Here is a 22,966-nt window from a genome sequence, read left to right on the forward strand (position 1 = left end):
TGTTTTACCGTGGTCAACGTGGCCGATAGTACCAACGTTAACGTGCGGTTTCGTACGTTCAAATTTTTCTTTAGACACGATCGTGTTCCTTCCTAGTTATGATTCGTCGTGATCATTATTGATCGACGACGCGCCAGAAATTGTTATTTTATGCGCCAACGCCCGTTAGCGCAATATTTGGACGCCCTGATCTCGCAAAAAGTCGTAAACTTTTTGCAGTTCAATCGTCAATTAGTAACCACGCTCTGCAATAATTTTATCTGCGAAGTTTTTCGGCACTTCAGCGTACTCGTGAAACTCCATAGAGTAAGACGCACGGCCTTGAGTTGCAGAACGTAGATCAGTTGCGTAACCGAACATTTCGGATAGTGGTACTTGAGCACGGATGATCTTAAGACCAGCCACACCTTCGTCCATGCCTTCAATGATACCGCGACGACGGTTTAGGTCACCAACAACGTCACCCATCCAGTCTTCCGGAGTGGTTACTTCGACATTCATCATAGGTTCTAGAATCACAGGTTGTGCTTCTAGTGCACCTTTCTTGAATGCCATCGAGCCAGCGATCTTAAACGCCATCTCGCTTGAGTCTACATCGTGGTAAGAACCATCAAATAGTGTAGCTTTAATATCTAGTACAGGGTAACCCGCTAGAACACCACTATTCATTTGCTCTTCGATACCTTTCGATACCGAACTGATGTATTCCTTAGGAATCACACCGCCCACGATTTCGTCTACGAATACGAAACCTTCACCAGGCTCAGAAGGCTCAAGTTTGACCCAAACATGACCGTATTGACCACGACCACCTGATTGACGAACAAACTTGCCTTCAACTTCCGCTTTACCACGAATGGTTTCACGGTAAGCAACCTGAGGTTTACCAACGTTACAATCAACGCTGAATTCACGCTTCATACGATCAACGATAATGTCTAGGTGAAGTTCACCCATACCTGAGATCAGAGTCTGACCTGATTCGTCGTCCGTTTCCACGCGGAATGATGGATCTTCCGCTGCTAGTTTACCTAGCGCGATAGCCATTTTCTCTTGGTCTGCCTTAGAACGAGGCTCTACAGCAATCTGAATAACTGGTTCAGGGAACTCCATGCGCTCTAGAATCACTTTGTGGTTCTGATCACACAGTGTGTCACCTGTTGTTACGTCTTTCAGACCGATAGCAGCTGCAATATCACCAGCGCGAACTTCTTTCACTTCTTCACGCTTATTCGCATGCATCTGAACGATACGACCGAAACGCTCTTTCTTCTCTTTTACTGAGTTGTAAACAGCGTCACCCGAGTTTACAACACCGGAGTAAACACGCATGAAAGTTAGCGTGCCCACGAATGGGTCAGTCGCAATCTTAAACGCTAGCGCTGAGAAAGGTTCGTTGTCGTCAGCATGACGCTCAACTTCATTTTCTCTTTCGTCGACACCTTTAATTGCAGGTACGTCAACAGGCGATGGCAAGAACTCAACTACTGCATCCAGTACCGCTTGAACACCTTTGTTCTTAAACGCACTACCACAAGTAGCCAGTACGATTTCGTTATTTAGTGTGCGAGTACGTAGAGCTTGTTTGAGCTCAGCTTCAGTCAATTCACCTTCTTCAAGGTACTTGTCCATCAGCTCTTCGCTAGCTTCAGCAGCGGATTCAACCATGTGGTTGCGCCACTCTTCAGCAAGTTCAATCATGTCAGCTGGGATGTCTTCGTAAGTAAACGAAGTGCCTTGATCGGCATCATTCCAGTTGATCATTTTCATCTTGATAAGGTCGATGACACCTCTGAACTCATCTTCCGCACCAACGTTCAGCTGGATTGGAACAGGAGTCGCACCAAGACGATTCTTAATTTGGTTCACAACGCGTAGGAAGTCTGCGCCCGCACGGTCCATCTTGTTTACAAATACCAAACGTGGAACGTGGTATTTGTCTGCTTGACGCCATACAGTTTCAGACTGAGGTTCAACACCAGATGAGCCACAGAACACAACCACAGCACCATCAAGTACACGAAGAGAACGCTCTACTTCGATAGTAAAGTCAACGTGTCCAGGGGTATCAATGATGTTTACGCGATGCTCAGGGAACTGTGCTTCCATACCACGCCAGAATGTAGTAGTCGCAGCGGATGTGATAGTGATACCACGCTCCTGCTCCTGCTCCATCCAGTCCATGGTTGCTGCACCATCGTGAACTTCGCCGATTTTGTGAGAAAGGCCAGTGTAGAACAGAATACGCTCAGTTGTGGTTGTTTTTCCTGCATCTACGTGAGCACAGATACCGATATTACGGTATAGCTCAATAGGAGTTTTACGAGCCACGATTGTATCCTCTTACTAAGGTGTACCTTAGAGTATAGAAAAGTGCTGCGAGAGAACCTCGCAGCACAGAAGGTATTACCAACGGTAATGAGCGAACGCTTTGTTTGCGTCAGCCATGCGGTGAACGTCTTCACGTTTCTTAACCGCAGTACCTTTGTTCTCAGACGCGTCTAGCATTTCAGCAGCTAGGCGTTGAGCCATAGATTTTTCACCACGCTTGCGCGCAGCTTCAACCAACCAACGCATAGCAAGTGCGTTACGGCGAACCGGACGTACTTCTACAGGTACTTGGTAAGTTGAACCACCAACACGGCGAGATTTAACCTCTACCGCTGGGCGAACGTTTTCAAGAGCTTCTTCAAAAATAGCTAAGTGGTCTTTACCAGACTTTTCAGCCATAGCATCTAGTGCAGTGTAAACGATTTTCTCTGCAGTAGATTTTTTACCGTCAACCATTAGGATGTTAACGAATTTTGCCAGCAATTCAGATTTGAATTTTGGATCTGGAAGGATCTTACGCTGACCAATGACGCGACGACGTGGCATGGATTTATCTCCGTTGTCTTCTTCAGGTTTTATCCAAAACTTTTCAGTTTTTTCAAAAAATTAAAAATAATTTAGTGTTTGGCCTTACTTAACGGAATCCATTAAGACTTAGGACGCTTCACACCGTACTTAGAACGACCTTGTTTACGGTCATTTACGCCAGCACAGTCTAGTGCGCCGCGAACAGTGTGGTAACGCACACCTGGAAGGTCTTTAACACGACCACCACGGATTAGAACAACTGAGTGCTCTTGAAGGTTGTGACCTTCACCGCCGATGTACGATGTAACTTCGAAGCCGTTTGTCAGACGTACACGACAAACTTTACGAAGTGCTGAGTTAGGTTTTTTAGGTGTAGTAGTGTAAACACGAGTACATACACCACGTTTTTGTGGGCACGCTTCTAGTGCAGGCACGTTGCTTTTAACAACTTGCTTTGCACGTGGCTTACGTACCAACTGGTTAATAGTTGCCATTAACTAGCTCCTGATTTACTTGAAAGTAAGCTTTGTGAAAAATCTATCCCCAACTGCCAATGCAGTTAGGGACGCAAAATTCTATGCAGCAGTGAGAGGTGTGTCAAGAAATATACGGATCTTTTTTGTTCAATTAGAACAATTCATCCGTAAAGCTTTGTCGACAGCAAATCTTGTTCAATCCCAAGTTAGGGATTTATCCTGTTTTGCTGTTAGTTCAACGAAGCCTGAGTAATTCACAATCGTCAGCGATGGACTGATACGATTTGCAATACCGCGAGCTTGCGCATCGCTCTCTAACACAAATACGCTGAGGTTTTTTAGATGGGAAAATGCTTTATGTTGCGAGTTAGCAGCGTACACTGCATCTTCTATAAGTAAGATGTCATCCTGTTCACTGCATAAGGGCATGGCGTCTTCTAGAGCAGAGACTGTTTTTATGATGTGTAACATACCTTCCTCAAAAAGACAGTAGCTTGCCAGCGTGTTGTAACTTATCTTTGAGCTGTTCTGAGCTTAACGCTTGGGCTTCAATGACTAAATCCGCTTGCGCCAAACCTCGCTGGGTTAACGACTCTGAACACACAAAGACTTGTTCGATGTCGTATAAATCGAAAAGCTTTAACATCGGCGCGTAATCTTTACTCAAAATATTGTTGGGGTTTTGTCCGAGTAGAAGCTGGTATACCCCGTCACCCATGAAAATGACGCTGATATCTTCACAGTAAGCCGACGCGGCTAACAGTGCATCCACACCTTCACGACCAGCTGCACTGCCATGTGGCGCACTACGAAATAGATAAGTTAACTGACTCAAAACTGTACCACTCTGTCTTGGGTTAACATCGCTTCAGCTAGGCTACCTAAGCCTGCTTGTTCAAAACCATCGGCTAGATTGTTCTGAACCAAACCATGTTGATTCGCTTCTTCTTCACTTACAATCCCGCGACGCAAAGCGGCCGCGACACAAGTTTCTAGGCGAACACCATGCTCTTTAGCCAAAGACTGCCACGCCTTATTGAGATCAAATTCATCGTTAGCTGGCACACTCAAAGCAGTACCATTAGTCACACCATCTTGATAAAAGAAGACGCTCACTAGCTGATGGCCTTGCTCTATCACCGCTTTGGCGAACTGATAAGCACTGCGCGCTGACTGGCTGCCATAAACGGGACCATTCACCACTAACGTGTAAGTCAGTTTGCTCACCTTTCATCATCCTCGGTTTTACGTTGACGAATGTACAAGTAAACGGTGTGTTTTGAAATATTAAGGCGATCCGCGACACGGTTGATGGCATCTTTAATATCGAAGATACCTTTGTCGTACAACTCCATCACGATCTGGCGATTTTTGGTGTTGTTAGACACGGATTTATCCGCATTGATCTCTTCGATGGTGCGTTCAACAGTTTGGTCCACCAGCTCTTCTACGTCACTAGCAAAGTTGACCGAGGAAGCCGCTTCTTTCGCTTCTTGCGTCGGCATGAAAGACTGAAGGACTTGCGAGAAAGGCGCATCCAAGTTGACGTTGATACACAACAAACCAATCACGCGATTTTCGCCATTACGAATGGCGACAGTAATCGACTTCATCAACACGCCACCTTTTGCACGGGTAAAGTACGAACGTGAGAAGTTGCGCTCCGAGCCTTCGATGTCTTTTAGCATCTTAAGCGCTAAATCAGTGATTGGTGAGCCGACTTGGCGCCCCGTGTTTTCACCGTTAGCGATTTTAATTGCAGAGGTATTTAAGTCTTCTAGAGAGTGAAGAACGATTTCACAAAATGGACCTATCAGGCTAGCGATACCATCCACGACCGCCTCATAAGATCTTAAAATGATTTTGTCGTGCTCGGTAAACGGCATCACGTTAACGGATTCCATTTCGAGCAACATCTCCGCGTTTATTGTTTCTGTAGTTGTCATAAGCCTTCGAGCGAAAAATCAACAAATTGGTGTAAGTTTATCAGAAAATTTGAAAAGCAACCTAGCAAACTCACCAACTAGTGACCTAGAACAAAAAAGGCCCGTTAAACGGACCTTTTTCAATAACTTATCGCAGCTTATTGTTATTGCTCTGCGTTGTCGTTCTCAACTTTTAGCAGCTCAACTTCAAATACTAGCGTTGAGTTAGCAGGAATGCTTGGTGTGTCTTGGTCACCGTATGCTAGCTCTGGCGGGATAACGAATTTGAATTTAGAACCCACAGGCATTAGCTGAACACCCTCTGTCCAACCTGGGATTACACGGTTAAGTGGGAACGTTGCAGGTTCACCACGATCGTATGAGCTGTCGAACTGAGTACCGTCGATCAGAGTACCTTTGTAGTGTACTTGAACCGTATCAGTGTCTTTTGGCTTCTCACCTTCAGCTGGTGTCATTACTTGGTATAGAAGACCTGTATCTGTCTTCACTACGCCTTCTTGCTTCTCAAACTCAGCACGGAAGTCATCGCCAGCTTTTTTCGCTTCAGCTGCTTTCTCAGCCGCTTGTGCTTGCATCTTTTCTGCAACACGCTTGTCTAGAGATTCTAGTGCTGCACGTGTTTCTTCTTCATTCAATTCAGCATTGCCTTTGAAGACGTCTTCGATACCTTTTAGTACCAAATCTTTGTTAAGATTAATGCCGATTTCGCTTGGCTTGTCGATGCTTGTGCTTAGGTAGTTAGCAAATGAAACACCGATTGCGTATGCCGCTTTGTCGTCGTCGGTTTTAAAGTGAACCGCTTTGCCGGTTTCTGCTTGAACTTGTTCTGCTTGAGGTGCGGTTTCTGTTTTAGTTTCTTCTTTCTGACAACCTACCGCTAGCATAACTGTTGCAGCAAGTAGCGACACTTTTAAAACTGATTTCATTAAATTCTCCCAATAATGGCTCTGCCATTGGTTGTTGTGCACAAATCTTCTATGAGACTAGTGAAGACAATCGTTATACCAATATACTAGCTATATGTCTTAAGACACAAACCGGATTATTAGATGTGATGCAAAGAATTTTTCATTTATTCCTATATTTAATTGTCATCACCACGTTAAATGGTTGCTTTTTCGCCGAGCGTGAAGTGCAGCGTTGGCCGATAGAACCTCAAGGTGCGACGAGCTTCGCACTTAGCAGAGATGGACGGTTTGCTCTGCTCTATTCTCAACAACGTCATTTGATGTTGTGGGACCTAGAGCAAAATGAACAACTAGCCAATCTGGGTGAACTCGATGCCGATGCCAATGTGGTTTCCCATATCCGCATATCTGACAATGGTCGCTACGCAATTACAGCAAGCCAAATGAACTTCGCAGTTTGGGACCTAGGCTGGACGCAATCCGAAGGCCTTTGGTCTATCTCTGATGCGCTCATTCGCGACGTTGATATCACCAGTAATGGTGAACAAGTTCTGCTTGGGTTATCCAACGGTAAAGCAATTTATGTCAACTTAGTCACCGGGCGTCGCATGGAGTTCCTTGCGCATCGTGAAAAAGTCAATTCCGTGGCCATTTCTCCTAATGGGCGCTTCGCCCTAACCGGAGGTAATGACTATAAAGCGTATCTGTGGGATACCGAAACCGGACAAGTACTACGAACCTTCGAACATGAACAACGAATTGTTCGCGTGGCCCTGCAAAGAGATGGAAAATTAGCAATGACATCTGATGGCGGAAACCAAGCGATTGTTTGGAATTTAAAAACTGGACAAGAAGTCACACAGTTGAGCAGTTGGTCACGCCAATTAATTTTCTCTACCGCACGATTTTCTGACGACGGGACTCAACTAGTCACAGGAAGCCCTTCTGGCCGTGTGTCGATATGGGATACTCAAACCGGAAAACGAATGAGTGGATTTGAAGTGGAGCCCAAAAAAGACACTCGCCCTCCCCGTGCGGTCGTGTATGATGCAGCCTTTGATTCAAAACAACGCGTAATTACTGCTACTTCAGCAGGTATTGCCCAAGCTTGGCAGTTAGAGAACGGATCATGACAGAAAAAATCATTCAGCAATTGGAAGCACGCATTAATGACTTAGAATGTCAGCTTGCGTTCCAAGAACAGACTATTGAAGATCTGAACGGCGCTTTATCGCAGCAACAACTGCAAATTACCAAGATGCTCGATCAGATGAAATATGTGGTAGGTAAAGTAAAAAATATGGACTCGTCGAATTTAGCCGATCCGTCAGAAGAAACCCCACCACCGCATTATTAAAATGCAGGCTCAAATAGCATAAAGCCCAGAACATGTTCTGGGCTTTGTTGTATTAATTACTTAAGAAGGTACTCAAGAAGAAGCTATTCGTCGGCGTAGATTTTAACGCTCAGCTCGCCTTGCGTATTAATGCCTGCTCGGTACATGCCAGAACTGTTCATCGCAAAGTGCATCTCACCTTTAGCATCAATGGCAATCAAACCGCCCTCTCCGCCCATCTGTTTGAGAGCACCTTGGATAATGTGTTCACAAGCCGTATGAATATCTTCTTGTAAGTAACGCATACGTGCTGCAACGTCTTCCGCAACACGTTTACGAATAAAGAACTCACCGACACCCGTAGTGGAAACTGCCACAACGCCATTTTCGGCCACCGTACCACAACCAATCAGAGCCGAATCTCCGACTCGGTTGTATTTCTTATTCGTCACGCCACCCGTACTGGTGGCAGCGGCTAAGTTGCCTTGTTGATCTAACGCTACCGCACCAACCGTACCGTGCTTACGGTCATCTGGGTAACGAGATTCCGACAAAGCAAACAGTCCTTTCTCACGCATAGACAGCAACTGCTCATAACGGCGATCAGTAAAGAAGTAATCTTGCTCGGTATACTCATGGCCTTGCTCAAAAGCAAACTTCTCTGCGCCCTCACCCACCAACAACACATGATTGCTGTTTCGCATCACGTCACGAGCGAGCTCAATTGGGTTTCTAATATGACGAACACCTGCGACCGCACCTGCTGCAAGGTTTCGCCCATCCATCACAGAAGCGTCCATTTCAACCATTTCGTTGTTGGTCAGCACTGAGCCTTTACCCGCATTAAAGTTAGGAGAGTCTTCCAATACTTTCACTGCCGCTACGACGGCATCTAAGGCTTCACCGCCCGTTTCTAGAATTTGATGTCCCGCTTTTACCGCAGCTTCTAAATCCGCCAAGATGGATTGTTGCAGCTCATCGCTCATCTGTTCACGCAAGATGGTGCCCGCACCACCATGAATGGCAATCGAGAAAGGTTTCGTCATCACTTTGTCCAACTGTTATTCCTTGTATGGTTGGCACTACACCTTAGATAAACAAAAAGCGCAAGTTGAAAACTCAACTTGCGCTTTTCAAAGCTTTGCTAGATAAGATTATCTAGTGAAGGAGCTTATGATTAGTGAGAACCACAGCTACCGCCGCCACAGCAGCCGCCTTCTTCTTCGTGATCGTGGTCATGATCGTGACCACCACAACAGCCACCACCTTGGTGGATGTGACCGTGTTCGATCTCTTCTGCTGTTGCTTCACGTGTAGACATAACCTCTACTTCGAAAGTTAGTGTTTGACCAGCTAACATATGGTTACCGTCAACAACCACTTCGTTGCCGTCAACTTCTGTTACTTCAACAGGGATTGGACCTTGGTCAGTGTCAGCTAGGAAGCGCATGCCCACTTCGATTTGCTCAACGCCTTGGAATACGTCCGCAGGAACGCGCTGTACTAGCGCATCGTTGTGCTCACCGTAAGCTTCTTCAGGAGCTACCGTTACTGAGAACTTGTCGCCAGCCACTTTACCTTCAAGTTCTTTTTCAAGACCTGTGATTAGGTTGTTGTGACCGTGAAGGTAATCTAGGGGTGCTTCTGCTGTTGATTGATCAACAACGACACCGTCTTCCATCATTACTTTGTATGCAAGGCTTGCAACAACGTTCTTTTCAATTTTCATACTAACTCCAGGGAGATTAATTGACTTAACCTGAATGGGGTTAAGTACTGAGATATCTGGGTGTATTATGGGGATCAATTATCGAAGTTCAATTATTCCGGCTTAAAAATTCCGATCATTTCCTGATCTGAGTGTTTATTTTTCTCTACAGATTGTGGTTTGCGCTGCTCTGTAAACTCACACTCGACACACTCAACTAACTCGATGTTATTTTCAATCCACCAGCGCAGGGTATCTTGCTGGCTGCAATTTGGGCAGCTAGCGCCTGCAATAAAACGTTTCTTGATTTTCACGCTATTTCCTTAGCTTGAGTCTTGGCTCAAGTACTACTTCCAATGATTAGGTGACTGATGGTCGCTCTCCATTTCACGACCAAATATTTCTTCTAGCTCTTTGCGTGCCTCTTTCGCCCTTTGAGCTAATTTCTTATCTTCATTGTGTTGAGGCAATAAGTCCTTAAGCATAGCATTATCCAACTTGCGAAAATGTGCTTCTGCCCGCTTTGCTTGATAAGGATGCATACCCAGTTCTACGAGCGCTTGGCGACCGAGATCTAGCGCCCCTAAAAATGTTTCACGAGAGTAATTCTCTACACCATGACTCATTAACTGGTAAGCCTCGACACGGCTTCTTGCTCGGGCTAACAACTTAAGTTTCGGGAAGTGCACGCGACAAATGTCCACGATGGCCATCACCTCATCAGGTGAATCAGTACAAATAATCAATGCTTCCGCTTTATCAGCGCCAGCAGCCCTCAATAGGTCAATTTGTGTAGCATCGCCATAAAACACTTTGTAACCATACTTACGTAATAGGTGGATTTGGCTGGCATCACTTTCTAATACTGTCACTTTGATTTTATTGGCATACATTAAACGTCCGACGATCTGACCGAAACGTCCAAAGCCTGCAATGATAACGCGTGGTCGGCGATCCACGACTTTCGTGGTCATGCCCTCTTCTTCTTGATTCAGGGTATGAGCAAACCACTTCTTTTGTCCCATCAGCAAAAGAGGAGTCGTCACCATGGATAGACTGACCACCACCAACAGAAACGCCACTTGCTCTTTGGACAAAATGCCCTCTTGGCTCGCCGCGGTAAATATGACAAAGGCAAACTCACCGCCTTGGCTCAAAATTGCAGCCATACGGCTTCTCGCTTTGGCTCCGACACGGGCAGCTCTCGCCAATGCATACAAAACCAAACCCTTAACCACGACCAAAGCCACCACCGCACCGAGAATCTCTAAAGGATGTAATGCCAATAACCCCAAGTTTACCGCCATGCCCACCGCAATAAAGAATAACCCCAACAACAGACCTTTAAATGGCTCGATAGCGATTTCCAACTCATGGCGATACTCACTCTCTGCCAGCAAAACGCCTGCTAAAAAAGTCCCCAATGCCATCGAAAGGCCGAGCTTTTGCATCACGACCGAAATGCCAAGCACGACTAAAAGTGCAGCAACGGTAAAGAGTTCACGAACGCCGCTCATCACGACAAAACGAAATAGCGGACGTAGTAAAAAGTGACCACCAATCAACAGTGCTACCACACTGCCTAAAATAGTGAAGACATCCAACCAACTTCCACCACTATGCCCGCCTGCTAGCAAGGGCAACATCGCCAGCATCGGGATCACTGCAATATCTTGAAAGAGCAGCACCGCAAAACCAGATTGCCCCGTTTCGGTACCATTAAGCCCTTGCTCTTCAATGACTTTAAGCGCAATCGCCGTCGAGGATAGCGCCAACCCCATCCCGATCACTAAACTCACTTGCATGCTTACGCCAAACATACTGACGACACTACCAATCACGGCGGTCGTGACCACAACCTGCGCACCGCCTAAACCTAAAATCGGCCCTCGCATCTGCCACAATTTTTTAGGGTTTAATTCCAGCCCTATCAAAAACAGTAACAACACAACCCCAAGCTCGGCAAAATGCAAAATGGCATCAACGTCGCTAATTAAGCCAAGCCCCCATGGGCCAATCAACACACCAGCGAGTAAATAACCTAAAACCGAGCCAAGCCCAAGGCGCTGAGCAATCGGCACCGCAATAACCGCAGCCGAAAGAAAGACCACACTGCTTTGAAGAAACTCACTGGTGATCGCCATACTGACCTCCTCGCTCTGCCGCTTGCCAGTTTTCAAGTGGGTTACTCAGCCATCCACGGTATAACTCGGCATGTTCGTAGCGTTCAATATCTGAAACATTTCTTGACCAATACAACACCAGTGGTTCAATCCAGTGCATTTGACATAGGGCTGCCGTCAGTTCAAACGGTTGCAAGATTTGCTCAAGTGGGTATTTGTTGTACCCCTTCGCGCTGAAGGCTTCTTCTTTACCACCTGTTGTAATGACACTGCGCCAGTATTTTCCTTCTAGCGCCGCACCTCCGCCAAACGCAAAGCCTTTACCTAACACTCGGTCTAGCCACTCTTTTAATAGGGCTGGACATGAATACATATAAAGTGGGTGGTGAAATACAATCACATCGTGAGCGAGCAACAACTCATGTTCGTAATTCACATCAATAAAGAAATCGGGGTAAACACCGTAAAGATCGTGCACAGTGACGTGATCAAGCGACTGAGCTTTTTTTATCATCACTTGATTGGCAATCGAGTTATGTGGCTCTGGATGAGCATAAATGACCAGAACTTTTGGGAGAATAGACGGTGCAACAGCCAAATGGTCGTCCTTGTGGTTATTTTTATCCGTTATCAAATTGTTATACTTTTTTGTACAGCATAATGCAATTAAAGCGAATCAATCGACTTTTCCGGCCAATACCCCTACTATTCACCGCTAGATATATACCCAAGTGGCTTTAAAAACGATTGAAACCACTTCGCTATGTAACCAAGCAACGCGCACTGCGCAAAGTGAATGAAAACTTTATGATTACCTTCTCTGATATTCAGTTACTGCGTGGCGGTAAACCTCTTTTAGACCAAGCTTCTGCGACTATTCACCCTGGCGATAAAGTCGGTCTTGTGGGCAAAAACGGCTGCGGTAAATCAACGCTGTTTGCCCTACTGAAAGATGAACTGTCAATTGATGCTGGCTCATTTAGCCAACCTCAACACTGGGAGTTGGCCTGGGTCGCACAGGAAACGCCTGCGCTAGAGCGCACTGCACTGGAATACGTCATTGATGGTGATCGCGAGTACCGCTCTCTCGAAAAGCAGTTAGCTGAAGCAGAAACACAAGACAACGGAACCCTAGTTGCCGAGATACACGGTAAAATTGAAACCATTGGTGGTTACAGCATTCGCGCTCGCGCGGCAGAACTGCTCGATGGTTTAGGGTTCAGCCAAGAGCAAATGAGTTGGAGTTTGACCCAATTCTCGGGTGGTTGGCGTATGCGTCTTAACTTGGCTCAAGCGCTATTGTGTCGTTCTGATCTACTGCTACTCGACGAACCAACCAACCACTTGGATTTGGACGCGGTAATGTGGTTAGAGCGTTGGCTACAAAACTACCCTGGCACGCTGATTCTGATCTCGCACGACCGTGACTTCTTGGATCCGATCGTTGGTCGCATCATTCACATCGAGAATCAGCAGCTGAACGAATACACGGGTAACTACTCGTCATTCGAAAACCAACGCGCACAAAAGATGGTGTTACAACAAGCGATGTTTGAAAAGCAACAGAAGCAGATGTCTCACATGCAAAGCTACATCGACCGCTTCCGTTACAAAGCCTCTAAAGCACGCCAGGCTCAAAGCCGTATTAAAGCTTTGGAGCGCATGGAGAAAGTGTTACCAGCTCAATTCGATAACCCATTTAGCTTCCAATTCCGTGAGCCAGCTGCGCTGCCAAACCCAATCATGATGATGGATGAAGTATCTGCAGGTTACGGTGACAACCTCATCTTAGAGAAGATCCGCTTGAACTTGGTTCCTGGCAGTCGTATTGGTCTACTCGGCCGTAATGGTGCGGGTAAATCGACATTAATCAAGCTGCTCTCTGGTGAACTTAACGCGCAAGGTGGTGACCTAACTTACTCACAAGGCGTGAAAATTGGTTACTTCGCTCAGCACCAGTTAGAAACGCTTCACCCTGAAGAAACGCCGCTGCAACACATGATGCAAATCGCACCCGATCAAACCGAACAGCAGCTACGTGATTACCTAGGTAGCTTTGGCTTCCAAGGTGACAAAGCACTAGAAAAAGTTGCGCCGTTTTCTGGTGGCGAAAAAGCCCGTTTGGTATTGGCTTTAATTGTGTGGCAAAAGCCAAACCTGTTGCTACTTGATGAACCGACCAACCACTTAGACTTGGACATGCGCCAAGCACTTACGATGGCACTGCAAACATTCGAAGGTGCGATGGTGATTGTTTCGCACGACCGCTATTTACTGCGCGCTACGACCGATGACTTGTATTTAGTGCATGATCGACAAGTTGCTCCGTTCGACGGTGATTTAAATGACTATTATAAATGGTTAACCGAACAACAAAGAGCGGAACGCAAAGAAGCGCAGGCTGCGCAGCCAAGCAAAGATACGGCCAACAGCGCAGCTGCGAAGAAAGAGCAAAAACGTCGCGATGCAGAGTTTCGAAAACAGACAGCGCCAATTCGCAAAACGCTGACACAACTAGAAAATAAAATGGATAAGTTAGGTGCTGCACTGGCCGAAGCTGAAGAACAATTGGCGGACAACTCACTGTATGCGGCCGAAAATAAAGCTAAACTTAACCAAGTGCTGGCACTTCAAGCTTCCAGTAAAGCTGAGCTCGAAGAAATTGAAATGGAATGGATGTCTGCTCAAGAAACGTTGGAGCAGATGGAGCTAGAGTTTAATCAATGAGTAATCAACACGCTGAATACACACTCACCCTAGAACACCTTTGGCAGTTTAGTCTGCAATTTTATGGTGTGCGAGAAGTGAAAGAGGCGTGTTTATCATTACAGAACAACTACCACGGTAACGTGAACCTACTCCTGCTGCTCAGATGGCTCGATGAGCAGCAACTCATTTTCCAAGAAAAAGACTGGCCCTTGGTGCAAGACTGTCTAGGTAGGAGCGAAACTTTACTTCACTCCTTTCGCGACCTTCGTCGCCACCTTAAGTCTCAAGTCAATGACGCTTTGTATCGTGAGACCTTGCAGTTTGAGCTGCAACTAGAAAAGCAGCAACAAGCGGATTTGGTGGACTGCATTAACTCACTTGCACTACTCAAAAATGATGGTGACCCACTGACGTTGAGATACTGTCGTCAACTCGGTGGGGAGCATTTGCAGCAAGCCTTTGCTATGCCGGTGCCAAACATTCAACCACCAAAACGCCCATAAATCTGTAGAATACCTATAATCTTTATAAAGGATTATATTAATAAGTTCTTCAACGGACACCGAAGGACCGCATAAGAGCAGTTAGGTATGACACAATTTTTCGCAGCCGCCGGGATCAAAAACCCGCATCTCCAAACGCTTTTGCCGCGTTTTATTCGCAAAAAAGCGTTATTTACGCCGATTTGGCAAACCCTCGATACATCCGATGGCGACTTTCTCGATCTCGCGTGGAGCGAGGACCCAACCCAAGAGCCTGCACAAAAAAAGCCGATTTTTGTTTTATTTCATGGGTTAGAGGGGTGCTTCTATAGCCCTTATGCCAATGGGTTAATGAATGCATTTGCTCAATCTGGATGGCTGTCGGTGATGATGCATTTTCGTGGCTGCAGCGGTAAACCAAACAAAAAAGCACGAGCTTACCATTCGGGTGAAGTGACGGATGCTCGTTACTTCCTAGAGCACCTTGAACAACGTTTTCCTGATCACCCCAAAGTTGCGGTTGGTATTTCTCTTGGCGGTAACATGTTGGCGAATTATTTAGCCCAATATAAAGACCACCCTATTTTGAATGCAGCGACTATTATCTCAGCGCCTTTAGACCTAGCAGCGTGTGCAAACCGTATTGAACAAGGCTTTTCGAAAGTGTATCGCCGTTACCTACTCTCTTCACTCAAACGCAACGCGTTGCAAAAACATCACTTGTTGCATGGCGAGCTCGCTTTGTCTTACAACTCAATAAAACGTGTCACACGATTGTATGAATTCGATGATTTGATCACGGCACCACTGCACGGCTTTAAAGACGCACAAGATTATTACGACCAATGCTCTGGCTTAAGTAAACTACAACAAATCACGCTACCGACACTGATCATCCATGCCAAAGACGATCCGTTCATGACCGACGATGTGATCCCGAAGTTTGTTCTGCCAGATAACATTGATTACCGTCTCTTTGAGCACGGCGGCCATGTTGGCTTCCTGACAGGAACGGCGTTAAAACCTAAGTTTTGGTTGGAGGAAGCGCTGCCTGCGTATTACGAAAGTATCGCCGCAGATTACCTTTCTGCTGTATCCAAGCAACGAACGCAGTAAACTAGCCGCTCATCATAAAAGTTAGAGGTATTTATGATCATTCCATGGCAAGACATTGCGCCGGAAACATTGGAAAACTTAATTCGTGAATTCGTCTTACGCGAAGGAACGGATTACGGAACCGTCGAGGTTTCTTTGCAAGACAAAATTGATCAAGTTAAAGCTCAATTGGAAAAAGGTGAAGCGGTTATCGTGTTCTCTGAGCTACACGAAACCGTCGATATTCAGCATAAAACAAAATTTTAGACCCTTCACATTTTACCGTATCCCACTCGATGACAAGGTATTGTTACGTGCTATAGTGGGATATCGACCGTGCAGTAGTAACTCTACTGCACATTACAGGTAAGTAATTTTCGACAAGGTTTGTCATGTCAGCTAAACACCCAATTATTGCGGTTACTGGTTCGTCCGGTGCCGGCACGACCACTACATCTGAAGCCTTCCGTAAAATGTTCAATATGATGAACGTTAAACCCGCATGGGTTGAAGGCGATAGCTTCCATCGCTTTACTCGCCCAGAAATGGACATCGAAATTCGCAAAGCCCGCGAGCAAGGTCGACACATTAGCTACTTTGGCCCACAAGCTAATGACTTCCCGGGATTAGAAGAGTTTTTCCGTAAGTTCGGGCATGACGGCACTGGCAGCGTGCGCCGTTATCTGCACACGTTTGACGAAGCGGTTCCCTACAATCAAATGCCAGGCACGTTTACACCGTGGCAAGACTTACCCGAAAACAGCGACGTGCTGTTTTATGAAGGGTTACATGGTGGCGTGGTCGATGGCGATGTTAATGTTGCTCAACATGTGGATTTCTTAATTGGCATGGTGCCGATTGTGAACTTAGAGTGGATCCAAAAATTCGTACGTGACACTCGCGATCGCGGCCATTCGCGTGAAGCGGTAATGGACTCAATCGTGCGATCCATGGACGATTACCTCAACTATATCACTCCGCAGTTTTCTCGTACTCACATCAACTTCCAGCGCGTACCGACCGTTGATACTTCCAACCCACTTAATGCAAAAGGCATCCCTAGTTTGGATGAGAGTTTTGTGGTGATTCGCCTACGCGGTATCAAGAATGTCGACTTCCCATATCTGCTGGCCATGATTGATGGCTCATTCATGTCACGCCACAACACGATTGTCGTACCCGGCGGTAAGATGAGCTTTGCAATGGAGCTCATAGTTCGGCCTATCCTACAACAGCTCATCGAAACAGGGAAAATTGGCTAAAAACCTGCCTGCGAAGATGTTTACTTTTCATACCGTGATCATGTGCACAGTTTTGCTTACAAAATCTCAATCATGGCACGATTAAAATCAAGAAATCGTTTTCGAAAAAGGATACTATTTCTTACCGAAACACAAGAGAGCTTGCAGCATATAAAAAGTGCTCTTATTCTAGTAGGCCTAATTCAGGCTTAGCTAAAATATGGATAGCGCAAGCGTACCCTGCAGAGGAAGTGAGATATTATGGTTCTAGGTAAACCTCAAACCGACCCAACATTAGAGTGGTTTCTTTCACACTGTCATATTCATAAGTACCCTTCAAAGAGCACGCTAATTCACGCGGGCGAAAAGGCAGAAACTTTGTACTACATCGTTAAAGGTTCTGTTGCGGTTCTTATCAAAGACGAAGAAGGTAAGGAGATGATCCTTTCTTACCTAAACCAAGGAGACTTTATTGGTGAACTTGGTCTATTCGAGGAAGACCAAGAGCGCACAGCTTGGGTTCGTGCTAAATCTCCTTGTGAAGTTGCTGAAATTTCTTTCAAGAAGTTCCGTCAGCTTATCCAAGTAAACCCAGACATCCTAATGCGTCTTTCTGCGCAGATGGCTCGTCGTCTTCAAGTAACTAGCCAAAAAGTGGGTGACCTGGCGTTCCTAGACGTAACTGGTCGTATCGCTCAGACGCTTCTGAACCTTGCAAAACAACCAGACGCAATGACTCACCCAGACGGCATGCAAATCAAGATCACTCGTCAAGAAATCGGTCAAATTGTTGGCTGTTCTCGTGAGACAGTAGGTCGTATCTTGAAGATGCTAGAAGAGCAGAACCTAATCTCTGCTCACGGTAAAACCATCGTGGTTTACGGTACTCGTTAATCTCGAACTAGAGTGACACGAACAAAATTATAAAAGCCACCAATGGCAACATTGGTGGCTTTTTATTTACTCATGACCAAATGAGATAGGGTGCAGCGAACACTAATGAGTAAGCTTAACAGGTTAACCCTAAAACTTAGCCATTCGTACTTTCAAAGATTTTGTCCGCTGAAGCGGCCACGAAACCTGGGTACAAATCACCATTTTCCATCGGATAGCGCTTAGCAAATTCATAAAACCCGCCAGGGATAATTTCAGTGCCTTCGCTAAAACGAACCGCTACTTTATCTGCCATGGTCGATGACTGCTCTAGCAACACCTCAGGAGTGCCCTTCACTTCACCACCATTTTCATTAATGGTAAACCCAGCGGTACGCAGATGATCGTTTACCTGCTTCACTTCTTCATATTCATTGAGTTGGTTAACGCTCACCGTGAAGTGGTTTGCTCCGTAACCATGCGCCGCAAGCCAAGATGCGTACTCACTTTCTTTAGCCAACGTTTGGTAATCAGCAAAGCTTAAATCCCACAAGCGTCCACCATGTAAGAATGCGCTATCGTTCAGCTTGTCAGCATCGACTTGTGCCACCAAATTTTTCACAATCTCTTGTAGCTCAGGCGAGCACTCTTCAACTTTTAGCTCACTAATAAATACTTTAGGTTGCTTCGGATCTGGGTGCTCATAGTGCTTAGCAACCAGCTTTTTGCTTTCGAAAACGTAATCACCACACGCCTTGTAACCAATAGCTACAAATGGCTTAGCTAGAGTTTCAATACCAAGAGGCGCGATATTGAAGGTACGTAAAGCTATATGATCATTAATCAGAGGCTCATCTTCTTGAAGCAGCTGATGCACTTTAGCCGCCGAAGGGCAAAGACGTTGAATGTAATCTTGCCATAGCGATTCAAATAACACATCGGGCGTCATAACGACTCCTTGTTACGAGATGTAGAGTTTAAAGGTAAGCGGAAGTTGGCTGCTCGTTCACAACAAAAGTTGTCCAGAATAATGAACGAGCAACCATCAACCTGTGACGGTAAATGCCAGTCAGTCAACACGCTTTTCCGAGTCTTTGCTCACTTTTCGTGTTCTGCCAACGATCACTACAACCCATACCTAAATGATGCGCCGGCAAGGTGAGCCGCAATGCATAGTTGCGACTCTATTATTAAAACTTATAGCGCTACACCTGGACTCAATGTTGCAGGCAAGACAGTCTCTTGACCTTCCATTGATGCCATTGGGTACGCACAGTAATCTGCTGCGTAGTAAGCGCTTGGGCGCAAGTTACCCGACGCCCCCGGACCACCAAATGGCGCATCACCACTTGCACCAGTGAGCTGGCGGTTACGGTTCACGATACCTGCACGAATGTGGTCAACGAAGTATTCCCATTCTTGGTCGTCGGTTGAGACCAAACCAGCAGATAAGCCAAAGCGCGTATCGTTTGCTAGCGCCACGGCTTTGTCTAACCCTTCGTAACGCACCACTTGCAGAAGTGGGCCGAAGTATTCTTCATCTGGTAACTCAGCAATGTTCGTTACATCAATGATGCCAGGAGAAACAAACGCCGCCTCTCCTGCTTTCGCTTCAATCAAGCTTTCACCGCCAAGAGACTGTAGATTAGCTTGTGCATCAAGAATAAACTTGGCTGCCGCGACCGAAATTTGCGGTCCCATAAATGGCGCAGGTTCTGCAAATGGTTGGTCTACGCGAATATTGCGTGTCGCTTCAACGAGTTTGGTGATAAGCGCATCGCCTTTTTCACCCAATGGCACATACAAACGACGAGCACACGTACAACGCTGCCCAGCACTGATAAACGCTGACTGGATGATGGTATAAACCGTGGCATCCAAATCACCATATTTATCAGAGATCACCATCGGGTTATTACCACCCATTTCTAGTGCGAGCATCTTGCCCGGTTGACCCGCAAATTGACGGTGTAATACATGCCCCGTATTCGCGCTACCCGTAAACAGTACGCCATCAATGCCTTTTGCGTCAGCGAGGGCGATACCAGTTTCTTTCGCGCCTTGAACAAGGTTAATCACGCCTTTCGGCAGACCGGCATCTTCCCATAGCTTCATTGCCAATTCACCCGTCCATGGCGTTTGCTCAGACGGTTTGAAGACTACCGTGTTACCAGCCAGTAGCGCAGGCACAATGTGACCATTTGGTAGGTGGCCTGGGAAGTTGTAAGGACCAAACACCGCCATCACGCCCAATGGGCGGTGGCGCAATACGATTTGGTTGCCTGCTGCTTCACGGCTCGCCTCACCAGTGCGGTCATGATAAGCGCGAATCGAAATGGCAATTTTACCTGCCATGGCTGCTGCTTCAGTGCGCGTTTCCCAAATCGGCTTACCGGTTTCTTTGGCAATCACTTCGGCGATTTTTTCGCTGTTCTCTTTTACTTTCTCCGCAAAAGCCAACACGATTGCCTCACGCTCTGAAAATGAACGCTTTTTCCAGTCAATAAACGCTTCACGCGCTGCAGATACCGCTTGGTTCACCTGCTCTGCCGTTGCACCTTTGCCTTGCCAGATCACTTCTTGGTTGTACGGCGACAGAGACGTAAATGCTTCACCCTGACCTTGTACCCATTCACCTGCAATCCAATGTGTCATTGTTTCTATCCTTAAATTCTGTCGTCTGTTACTGCGGAAGAAGGCGGACGAAATCCCCTTCTTCAACCGAAAGTGCATCCGCAACGTCTGGTGCAATCATCACGCTTTGTGTTTCTGCGTCATACGCCGCTTTAGTGACTGTCGCACGGAAGTTCTCGAAAGATGAATTACACATCAAGAAGTCTTGTGTGCTGGAATGTTCAGAGATTTTGACTTGCGCGCGGAATGAATGACGTACCGACTCAATATTACGCAGATCACACTCAACCGTTGGGCCACCGTCGAAGATGTCGACGTAGCCTCGGTTGGTAAAACCTTCACGCTCAAGCAGCTTCAGCGCTGGACGCGTGTTGTCATGTACTTGACCAATCACGGCTTGCGCTTCTGGGCTGAGCAGATTGATGTAAATAGGCAGTTTCGGCATCAAGTCGGCGATAAAGCCTTTCTTGCCGATACCTGTCAGGTAATCTGCAAGAGTGAAATCGATAGAGAAGAAATGCTCTTGAAGCCATTGCCAGAATGGTGAATTACCCTCGTCGTCTGAAACGCCACGCATCTCCGCAAAGATCGTTTCAGAGAAGCGCTCTGGGTGCTCTGCCATCATTAGGAAACGACACTTCGACATTAGACGACCATTCAGACCTTGGCGGAATTTCTCACGCAAGAACAAGGTACAAATTTCGCTGTTACCCGTGTAGTTATTACCAAAAGTAAGCAGTTTAACGACGTTGTTAACGCCAAGCTTTGGCGACGAGTGCACAACTTTACTAATGTGATATGAGTAAAATGGGACATCCCAGCCGATAGATGCTTCGATTCCGGTGGTACCCGCAACCTCACCCGTTTCAGAGTCAAAGCCAACCATCAGGTAGCCTTCATCGCCTGGTTCTGCCACATCTGGCTTACCAAAGCTGTACTCTGAATGTTTGATTCGATTGGTTAACAGTTCTTCGTTAACCGGTAGAGATGTAAATCCGTGACCAGACTCCACCGCACAAGTGTGCAGTGCGTCGTAATCCGACATCGCGATAGGGCGAACTACTAGCATCAATACTCCCTCCAGATGCAAGAAGATCCTAACTATATTGTAGGAACAATTCCCCCATCAGAGATCCTTGACGGGGGTGTCTGCGTTGACGTTTAAACTGATATCGCGCTTAAACTAAAGTCGCGATCGCTTTATCCAGTTTCGCCAAGCCTTCTTCAATTTCTTGTTGTGTGATAACGAGTGATGGTGTGAAACGTACGACATTGGCACCCGCAACCAATACCATGAGACCTTGTTTACCTGCAGCAACCAGCACGTCACGCGCACGGCCTTGCCATTCTTCATTTAGTGCAGCGCCAAGTAATAGGCCTTGACCGCGCACTTCTGAGAAGATGTTGTACTTCGCGTTGATCTTCTCTAGACCTTCACGGAACATTGCTTCGCGTTCTAGTACACCAGCCAAAACCTCTGGCTTAGTGACTTCATTTACAACCGCTTCTGCAACCGCACACGCTAGTGGGTTACCGCCATATGTAGAACCGTGAGTGCCCACTTTCATGTGCTCTGCCAATTTTGCTGTCGTTAGCATTGCACCGATTGGGAAACCGCCACCAAGTGATTTCGCAGTACTTAGAATATCTGGCGTGATACCTAAACCTTGGTAAGCGTAGAAGTTACCTGTTCGGCCATTACCAGTTTGCACTTCATCGAAGATCAGTAAGGCGTTGTGTTTGTCACACAGCTCGCGAACCGCTTGAGCGAACTCAGGCGTTGGTGGCACGATGCCGCCTTCACCTTGTAATGGCTCCATCATGACCGCACAAGTACGATCAGACATGTGTGCTTGTAAAGCTTCGATATCGTTGTAAGGAAGGTGTGTCACGTCGCCTGGCTTAGGACCGAAGCCGTCAGAGTATGCCGCTTGGCCACCAACCGTTACGGTAAAGAATGTACGACCGTGGAAACCTTGTTTGAATGCAATGATTTCAGATTTCTCAGTGCCATGAACGTCTGCTGCATAACGACGTGCCAGCTTCAAAGCGGCTTCGTTTGCTTCTGCGCCAGAGTTAGCAAAGAACACTCGCTCAGCAAAACTCACTTCTGTTAGCTTTTTCGCCAGACGAAGGGCTGGTTCGTTCGTCATAACGTTACTTAAGTGCCAAAGCTTGTTAGCTTGCTCTGTTAGTGCGTTTACCATTACTGGATGACAATGGCCAAGACAGCTCACTGCAATACCACCAGCAAAGTCGATGTATTCATTACCTTCCTGATCCCAAACACGTGAACCTTCACCTTTAACAGGGATCATTTCCATCGGGTTATAGCAAGGTACCATTACCTCATCGAATAAACCGCGCTCTACTTTAATTTCCGTTGTCATTGCACATTCCTTCTTGATACCGCATGCGTAGCAGATAAGCGAATTTAACCGGCTCTCTTTGCCAGCAAATAATGTTTTGCATTTAAGCTATTGCGGCATTGTATTTACATTTAATTAACCATTTCAATAGTGATTTATTCTTTTCGTTCTCGAAAGTAACTTCCATTAATCACTGCTTATGACTAT

General features: G+C 46.4%; 25 protein-coding genes. 8 read left to right on the plus strand and 17 right to left on the minus strand.

From position 1 onward, the window contains the following. Positions 1-231 precede the first annotated feature (231 nt). From fusA to fkpA, 8 genes are all read right to left on the minus strand, one after another. Positions 232-2,331, minus strand: coding sequence for an elongation factor G (gene fusA, locus R7F67_RS20450; RefSeq protein ID WP_005382794.1), 2,100 nt, complete (start codon positions 2,329-2,331; stop codon positions 232-234). A gap of 75 nt (positions 2,332-2,406) precedes the next feature. Further along, positions 2,407-2,877, minus strand: coding sequence for a 30S ribosomal protein S7 (gene rpsG, locus R7F67_RS20455; protein WP_005382796.1), 471 nt, complete (start codon positions 2,875-2,877; stop codon positions 2,407-2,409). 101 nt (positions 2,878-2,978) lie between these two features. Next, entirely contained in the window at positions 2,979-3,353 is a 375-nt protein-coding gene (gene rpsL, locus R7F67_RS20460) for a 30S ribosomal protein S12 (protein WP_004399892.1), read from the minus strand. A 177-nt stretch (positions 3,354-3,530) separates the two neighbouring features. Beyond that, positions 3,531-3,806 (minus strand): sulfurtransferase complex subunit TusB, encoded by a 276-nt coding sequence (gene tusB / locus R7F67_RS20465; protein WP_065274918.1) that lies wholly within the window; start codon positions 3,804-3,806, stop codon positions 3,531-3,533. 7 nt (positions 3,807-3,813) lie between these two features. Beyond that, positions 3,814-4,170 carry a sulfurtransferase complex subunit TusC gene (gene tusC, locus R7F67_RS20470; protein WP_065274919.1) on the minus strand — a complete coding sequence of 119 codons (357 nt, stop codon included), beginning with the start codon at positions 4,168-4,170 and terminating at the stop codon, positions 3,814-3,816. Beyond that, complete coding sequence (gene tusD, locus R7F67_RS20475; RefSeq protein ID WP_017821752.1) at positions 4,167-4,562, minus strand: sulfurtransferase complex subunit TusD; 396 nt, start codon at positions 4,560-4,562, stop codon at positions 4,167-4,169. The genes tusC and tusD overlap by 4 nt, the downstream gene beginning before the upstream one ends. After that, positions 4,559-5,281, minus strand: coding sequence for a transcriptional regulator (locus tag R7F67_RS20480; RefSeq protein ID WP_005382804.1), 723 nt, complete (start codon positions 5,279-5,281; stop codon positions 4,559-4,561). Before R7F67_RS20480 ends, tusD begins: the two co-directional genes overlap by 4 nt. A 143-nt stretch (positions 5,282-5,424) precedes the next feature. Further along, the gene (fkpA, locus tag R7F67_RS20485; RefSeq protein WP_017821751.1) at positions 5,425-6,207 is read right to left on the minus strand and encodes an FKBP-type peptidyl-prolyl cis-trans isomerase; all 783 of its coding nucleotides are present in this window, start codon (positions 6,205-6,207) and stop codon (positions 5,425-5,427) included. A 128-nt stretch (positions 6,208-6,335) separates the two neighbouring features. Between fkpA and R7F67_RS20490 the strand changes: the two genes are divergently transcribed. Further along, positions 6,336-7,322 (plus strand): WD40 repeat domain-containing protein, encoded by a 987-nt coding sequence (locus tag R7F67_RS20490; protein ID WP_017633742.1) that lies wholly within the window; start codon positions 6,336-6,338, stop codon positions 7,320-7,322. Beyond that, a complete protein-coding gene (locus R7F67_RS20495; RefSeq protein WP_005381455.1) occupies positions 7,319-7,546 on the plus strand; it encodes a SlyX family protein in 228 nt (75 codons plus the stop codon). The genes R7F67_RS20490 and R7F67_RS20495 overlap by 4 nt, the downstream gene beginning before the upstream one ends. 83 nt (positions 7,547-7,629) lie before the next feature. Here the strand turns inward: R7F67_RS20495 and R7F67_RS20500 are convergent, their stop codons facing one another. From R7F67_RS20500 to kefG, 5 genes are all read right to left on the minus strand, one after another. Beyond that, positions 7,630-8,571 carry an isoaspartyl peptidase/L-asparaginase family protein gene (locus R7F67_RS20500; RefSeq protein WP_031777285.1) on the minus strand — a complete coding sequence of 314 codons (942 nt, stop codon included), beginning with the start codon at positions 8,569-8,571 and terminating at the stop codon, positions 7,630-7,632. A gap of 131 nt (positions 8,572-8,702) precedes the next feature. Next, a complete protein-coding gene (gene slyD, locus R7F67_RS20505; protein WP_005381451.1) occupies positions 8,703-9,254 on the minus strand; it encodes a peptidylprolyl isomerase in 552 nt (183 codons plus the stop codon). 92 nt (positions 9,255-9,346) lie between these two features. Continuing rightward, positions 9,347-9,547 (minus strand): YheV family putative zinc ribbon protein, encoded by a 201-nt coding sequence (locus tag R7F67_RS20510; RefSeq protein ID WP_005381449.1) that lies wholly within the window; start codon positions 9,545-9,547, stop codon positions 9,347-9,349. A gap of 33 nt (positions 9,548-9,580) precedes the next feature. Further along, the gene (kefB, locus tag R7F67_RS20515) at positions 9,581-11,377 is read right to left on the minus strand and encodes a glutathione-regulated potassium-efflux system protein KefB (protein WP_017633740.1); all 1,797 of its coding nucleotides are present in this window, start codon (positions 11,375-11,377) and stop codon (positions 9,581-9,583) included. Then, positions 11,361-11,954, minus strand: a complete 594-nt coding sequence (kefG, locus tag R7F67_RS20520) for a glutathione-regulated potassium-efflux system ancillary protein KefG (protein WP_017821749.1) — start codon at positions 11,952-11,954, stop codon at positions 11,361-11,363. The genes kefB and kefG overlap by 17 nt, the downstream gene beginning before the upstream one ends. A 209-nt stretch (positions 11,955-12,163) precedes the next feature. Between kefG and R7F67_RS20525 the strand changes: the two genes are divergently transcribed. The 6 genes from R7F67_RS20525 to crp all read left to right on the plus strand — a co-directional run bounded on the left by R7F67_RS20525 (position 12,164) and on the right by crp (position 17,777). After that, entirely contained in the window at positions 12,164-14,083 is a 1,920-nt protein-coding gene (locus R7F67_RS20525; protein WP_017821748.1) for an ABC transporter ATP-binding protein, read from the plus strand. Further along, on the plus strand, positions 14,080-14,568 hold the full coding sequence (locus R7F67_RS20530; protein WP_005382813.1) for a TIGR02444 family protein: 489 nt from the start codon (positions 14,080-14,082) through the stop codon (positions 14,566-14,568). Before R7F67_RS20525 ends, R7F67_RS20530 begins: the two co-directional genes overlap by 4 nt. Positions 14,569-14,655: 87 nt before the next feature. Then, positions 14,656-15,663, plus strand: a complete 1,008-nt coding sequence (locus tag R7F67_RS20535; protein WP_017821747.1) for a hydrolase — start codon at positions 14,656-14,658, stop codon at positions 15,661-15,663. Between the two features lie 33 nt (positions 15,664-15,696). Then, complete coding sequence (locus R7F67_RS20540; RefSeq protein ID WP_005382815.1) at positions 15,697-15,909, plus strand: YheU family protein; 213 nt, start codon at positions 15,697-15,699, stop codon at positions 15,907-15,909. Between the two features lie 125 nt (positions 15,910-16,034). Further along, on the plus strand, positions 16,035-16,904 hold the full coding sequence (locus R7F67_RS20545; protein ID WP_005381434.1) for a phosphoribulokinase: 870 nt from the start codon (positions 16,035-16,037) through the stop codon (positions 16,902-16,904). A 240-nt stretch (positions 16,905-17,144) separates the two neighbouring features. Next, positions 17,145-17,777, plus strand: a complete 633-nt coding sequence (gene crp, locus R7F67_RS20550; protein WP_005381432.1) for a cAMP-activated global transcriptional regulator CRP — start codon at positions 17,145-17,147, stop codon at positions 17,775-17,777. 136 nt (positions 17,778-17,913) lie between these two features. Here the strand turns inward: crp and R7F67_RS20555 are convergent, their stop codons facing one another. The 4 genes from R7F67_RS20555 to R7F67_RS20570 form a co-directional block, all read right to left on the minus strand. Then, positions 17,914-18,705 carry a DUF1338 domain-containing protein gene (locus R7F67_RS20555; RefSeq protein ID WP_042523639.1) on the minus strand — a complete coding sequence of 264 codons (792 nt, stop codon included), beginning with the start codon at positions 18,703-18,705 and terminating at the stop codon, positions 17,914-17,916. A 248-nt stretch (positions 18,706-18,953) separates the two neighbouring features. After that, positions 18,954-20,411, minus strand: a complete 1,458-nt coding sequence (astD, locus tag R7F67_RS20560; RefSeq protein ID WP_053303044.1) for a succinylglutamate-semialdehyde dehydrogenase — start codon at positions 20,409-20,411, stop codon at positions 18,954-18,956. Positions 20,412-20,439: 28 nt separating this feature from the next. Further along, a complete protein-coding gene (astA, locus tag R7F67_RS20565; RefSeq protein WP_005381422.1) occupies positions 20,440-21,459 on the minus strand; it encodes an arginine N-succinyltransferase in 1,020 nt (339 codons plus the stop codon). A gap of 109 nt (positions 21,460-21,568) precedes the next feature. Beyond that, the gene (locus R7F67_RS20570) at positions 21,569-22,780 is read right to left on the minus strand and encodes an aspartate aminotransferase family protein (RefSeq protein ID WP_005381420.1); all 1,212 of its coding nucleotides are present in this window, start codon (positions 22,778-22,780) and stop codon (positions 21,569-21,571) included. Positions 22,781-22,966 lie beyond the last annotated feature (186 nt).

This window comes from Vibrio sp. YT-17 (genome assembly GCF_033337375.1).
Taxonomy (GTDB): Bacteria; Pseudomonadota; Gammaproteobacteria; order Enterobacterales; family Vibrionaceae; genus Vibrio; species Vibrio alginolyticus.

Coding starts and splice junctions, on each gene's coding strand:
- rpsG (WP_005382796.1), bottom strand. CDS start 2,877: ATGCCACGTCGTCGCGTCATTGGTCAGCGTAAGATCCTTCCAGATCCA.
- rpsL (WP_004399892.1), bottom strand. CDS start 3,353: ATGGCAACTATTAACCAGTTGGTACGTAAGCCACGTGCAAAGCAAGTT.
- tusB (WP_065274918.1), bottom strand. CDS start 3,806: ATGTTACACATCATAAAAACAGTCTCTGCTCTAGAAGACGCCATGCCC.
- R7F67_RS20480 (WP_005382804.1), bottom strand. CDS start 5,281: ATGACAACTACAGAAACAATAAACGCGGAGATGTTGCTCGAAATGGAA.
- fkpA (WP_017821751.1), bottom strand. CDS start 6,207: ATGAAATCAGTTTTAAAAGTGTCGCTACTTGCTGCAACAGTTATGCTA.
- R7F67_RS20490 (WP_017633742.1), top strand. CDS start 6,336: ATGCAAAGAATTTTTCATTTATTCCTATATTTAATTGTCATCACCACG.
- R7F67_RS20495 (WP_005381455.1), top strand. CDS start 7,319: ATGACAGAAAAAATCATTCAGCAATTGGAAGCACGCATTAATGACTTA.
- R7F67_RS20500 (WP_031777285.1), bottom strand. CDS start 8,571: ATGACGAAACCTTTCTCGATTGCCATTCATGGTGGTGCGGGCACCATC.
- slyD (WP_005381451.1), bottom strand. CDS start 9,254: ATGAAAATTGAAAAGAACGTTGTTGCAAGCCTTGCATACAAAGTAATG.
- kefB (WP_017633740.1), bottom strand. CDS start 11,377: ATGGCGATCACCAGTGAGTTTCTTCAAAGCAGTGTGGTCTTTCTTTCG.
- R7F67_RS20525 (WP_017821748.1), top strand. CDS start 12,164: ATGATTACCTTCTCTGATATTCAGTTACTGCGTGGCGGTAAACCTCTT.
- R7F67_RS20530 (WP_005382813.1), top strand. CDS start 14,080: ATGAGTAATCAACACGCTGAATACACACTCACCCTAGAACACCTTTGG.
- R7F67_RS20535 (WP_017821747.1), top strand. CDS start 14,656: ATGACACAATTTTTCGCAGCCGCCGGGATCAAAAACCCGCATCTCCAA.
- R7F67_RS20540 (WP_005382815.1), top strand. CDS start 15,697: ATGATCATTCCATGGCAAGACATTGCGCCGGAAACATTGGAAAACTTA.
- R7F67_RS20545 (WP_005381434.1), top strand. CDS start 16,035: ATGTCAGCTAAACACCCAATTATTGCGGTTACTGGTTCGTCCGGTGCC.
- crp (WP_005381432.1), top strand. CDS start 17,145: ATGGTTCTAGGTAAACCTCAAACCGACCCAACATTAGAGTGGTTTCTT.
- R7F67_RS20555 (WP_042523639.1), bottom strand. CDS start 18,705: ATGACGCCCGATGTGTTATTTGAATCGCTATGGCAAGATTACATTCAA.
- astD (WP_053303044.1), bottom strand. CDS start 20,411: ATGACACATTGGATTGCAGGTGAATGGGTACAAGGTCAGGGTGAAGCA.
- astA (WP_005381422.1), bottom strand. CDS start 21,459: ATGCTAGTAGTTCGCCCTATCGCGATGTCGGATTACGACGCACTGCAC.
- R7F67_RS20570 (WP_005381420.1), bottom strand. CDS start 22,780: ATGACAACGGAAATTAAAGTAGAGCGCGGTTTATTCGATGAGGTAATG.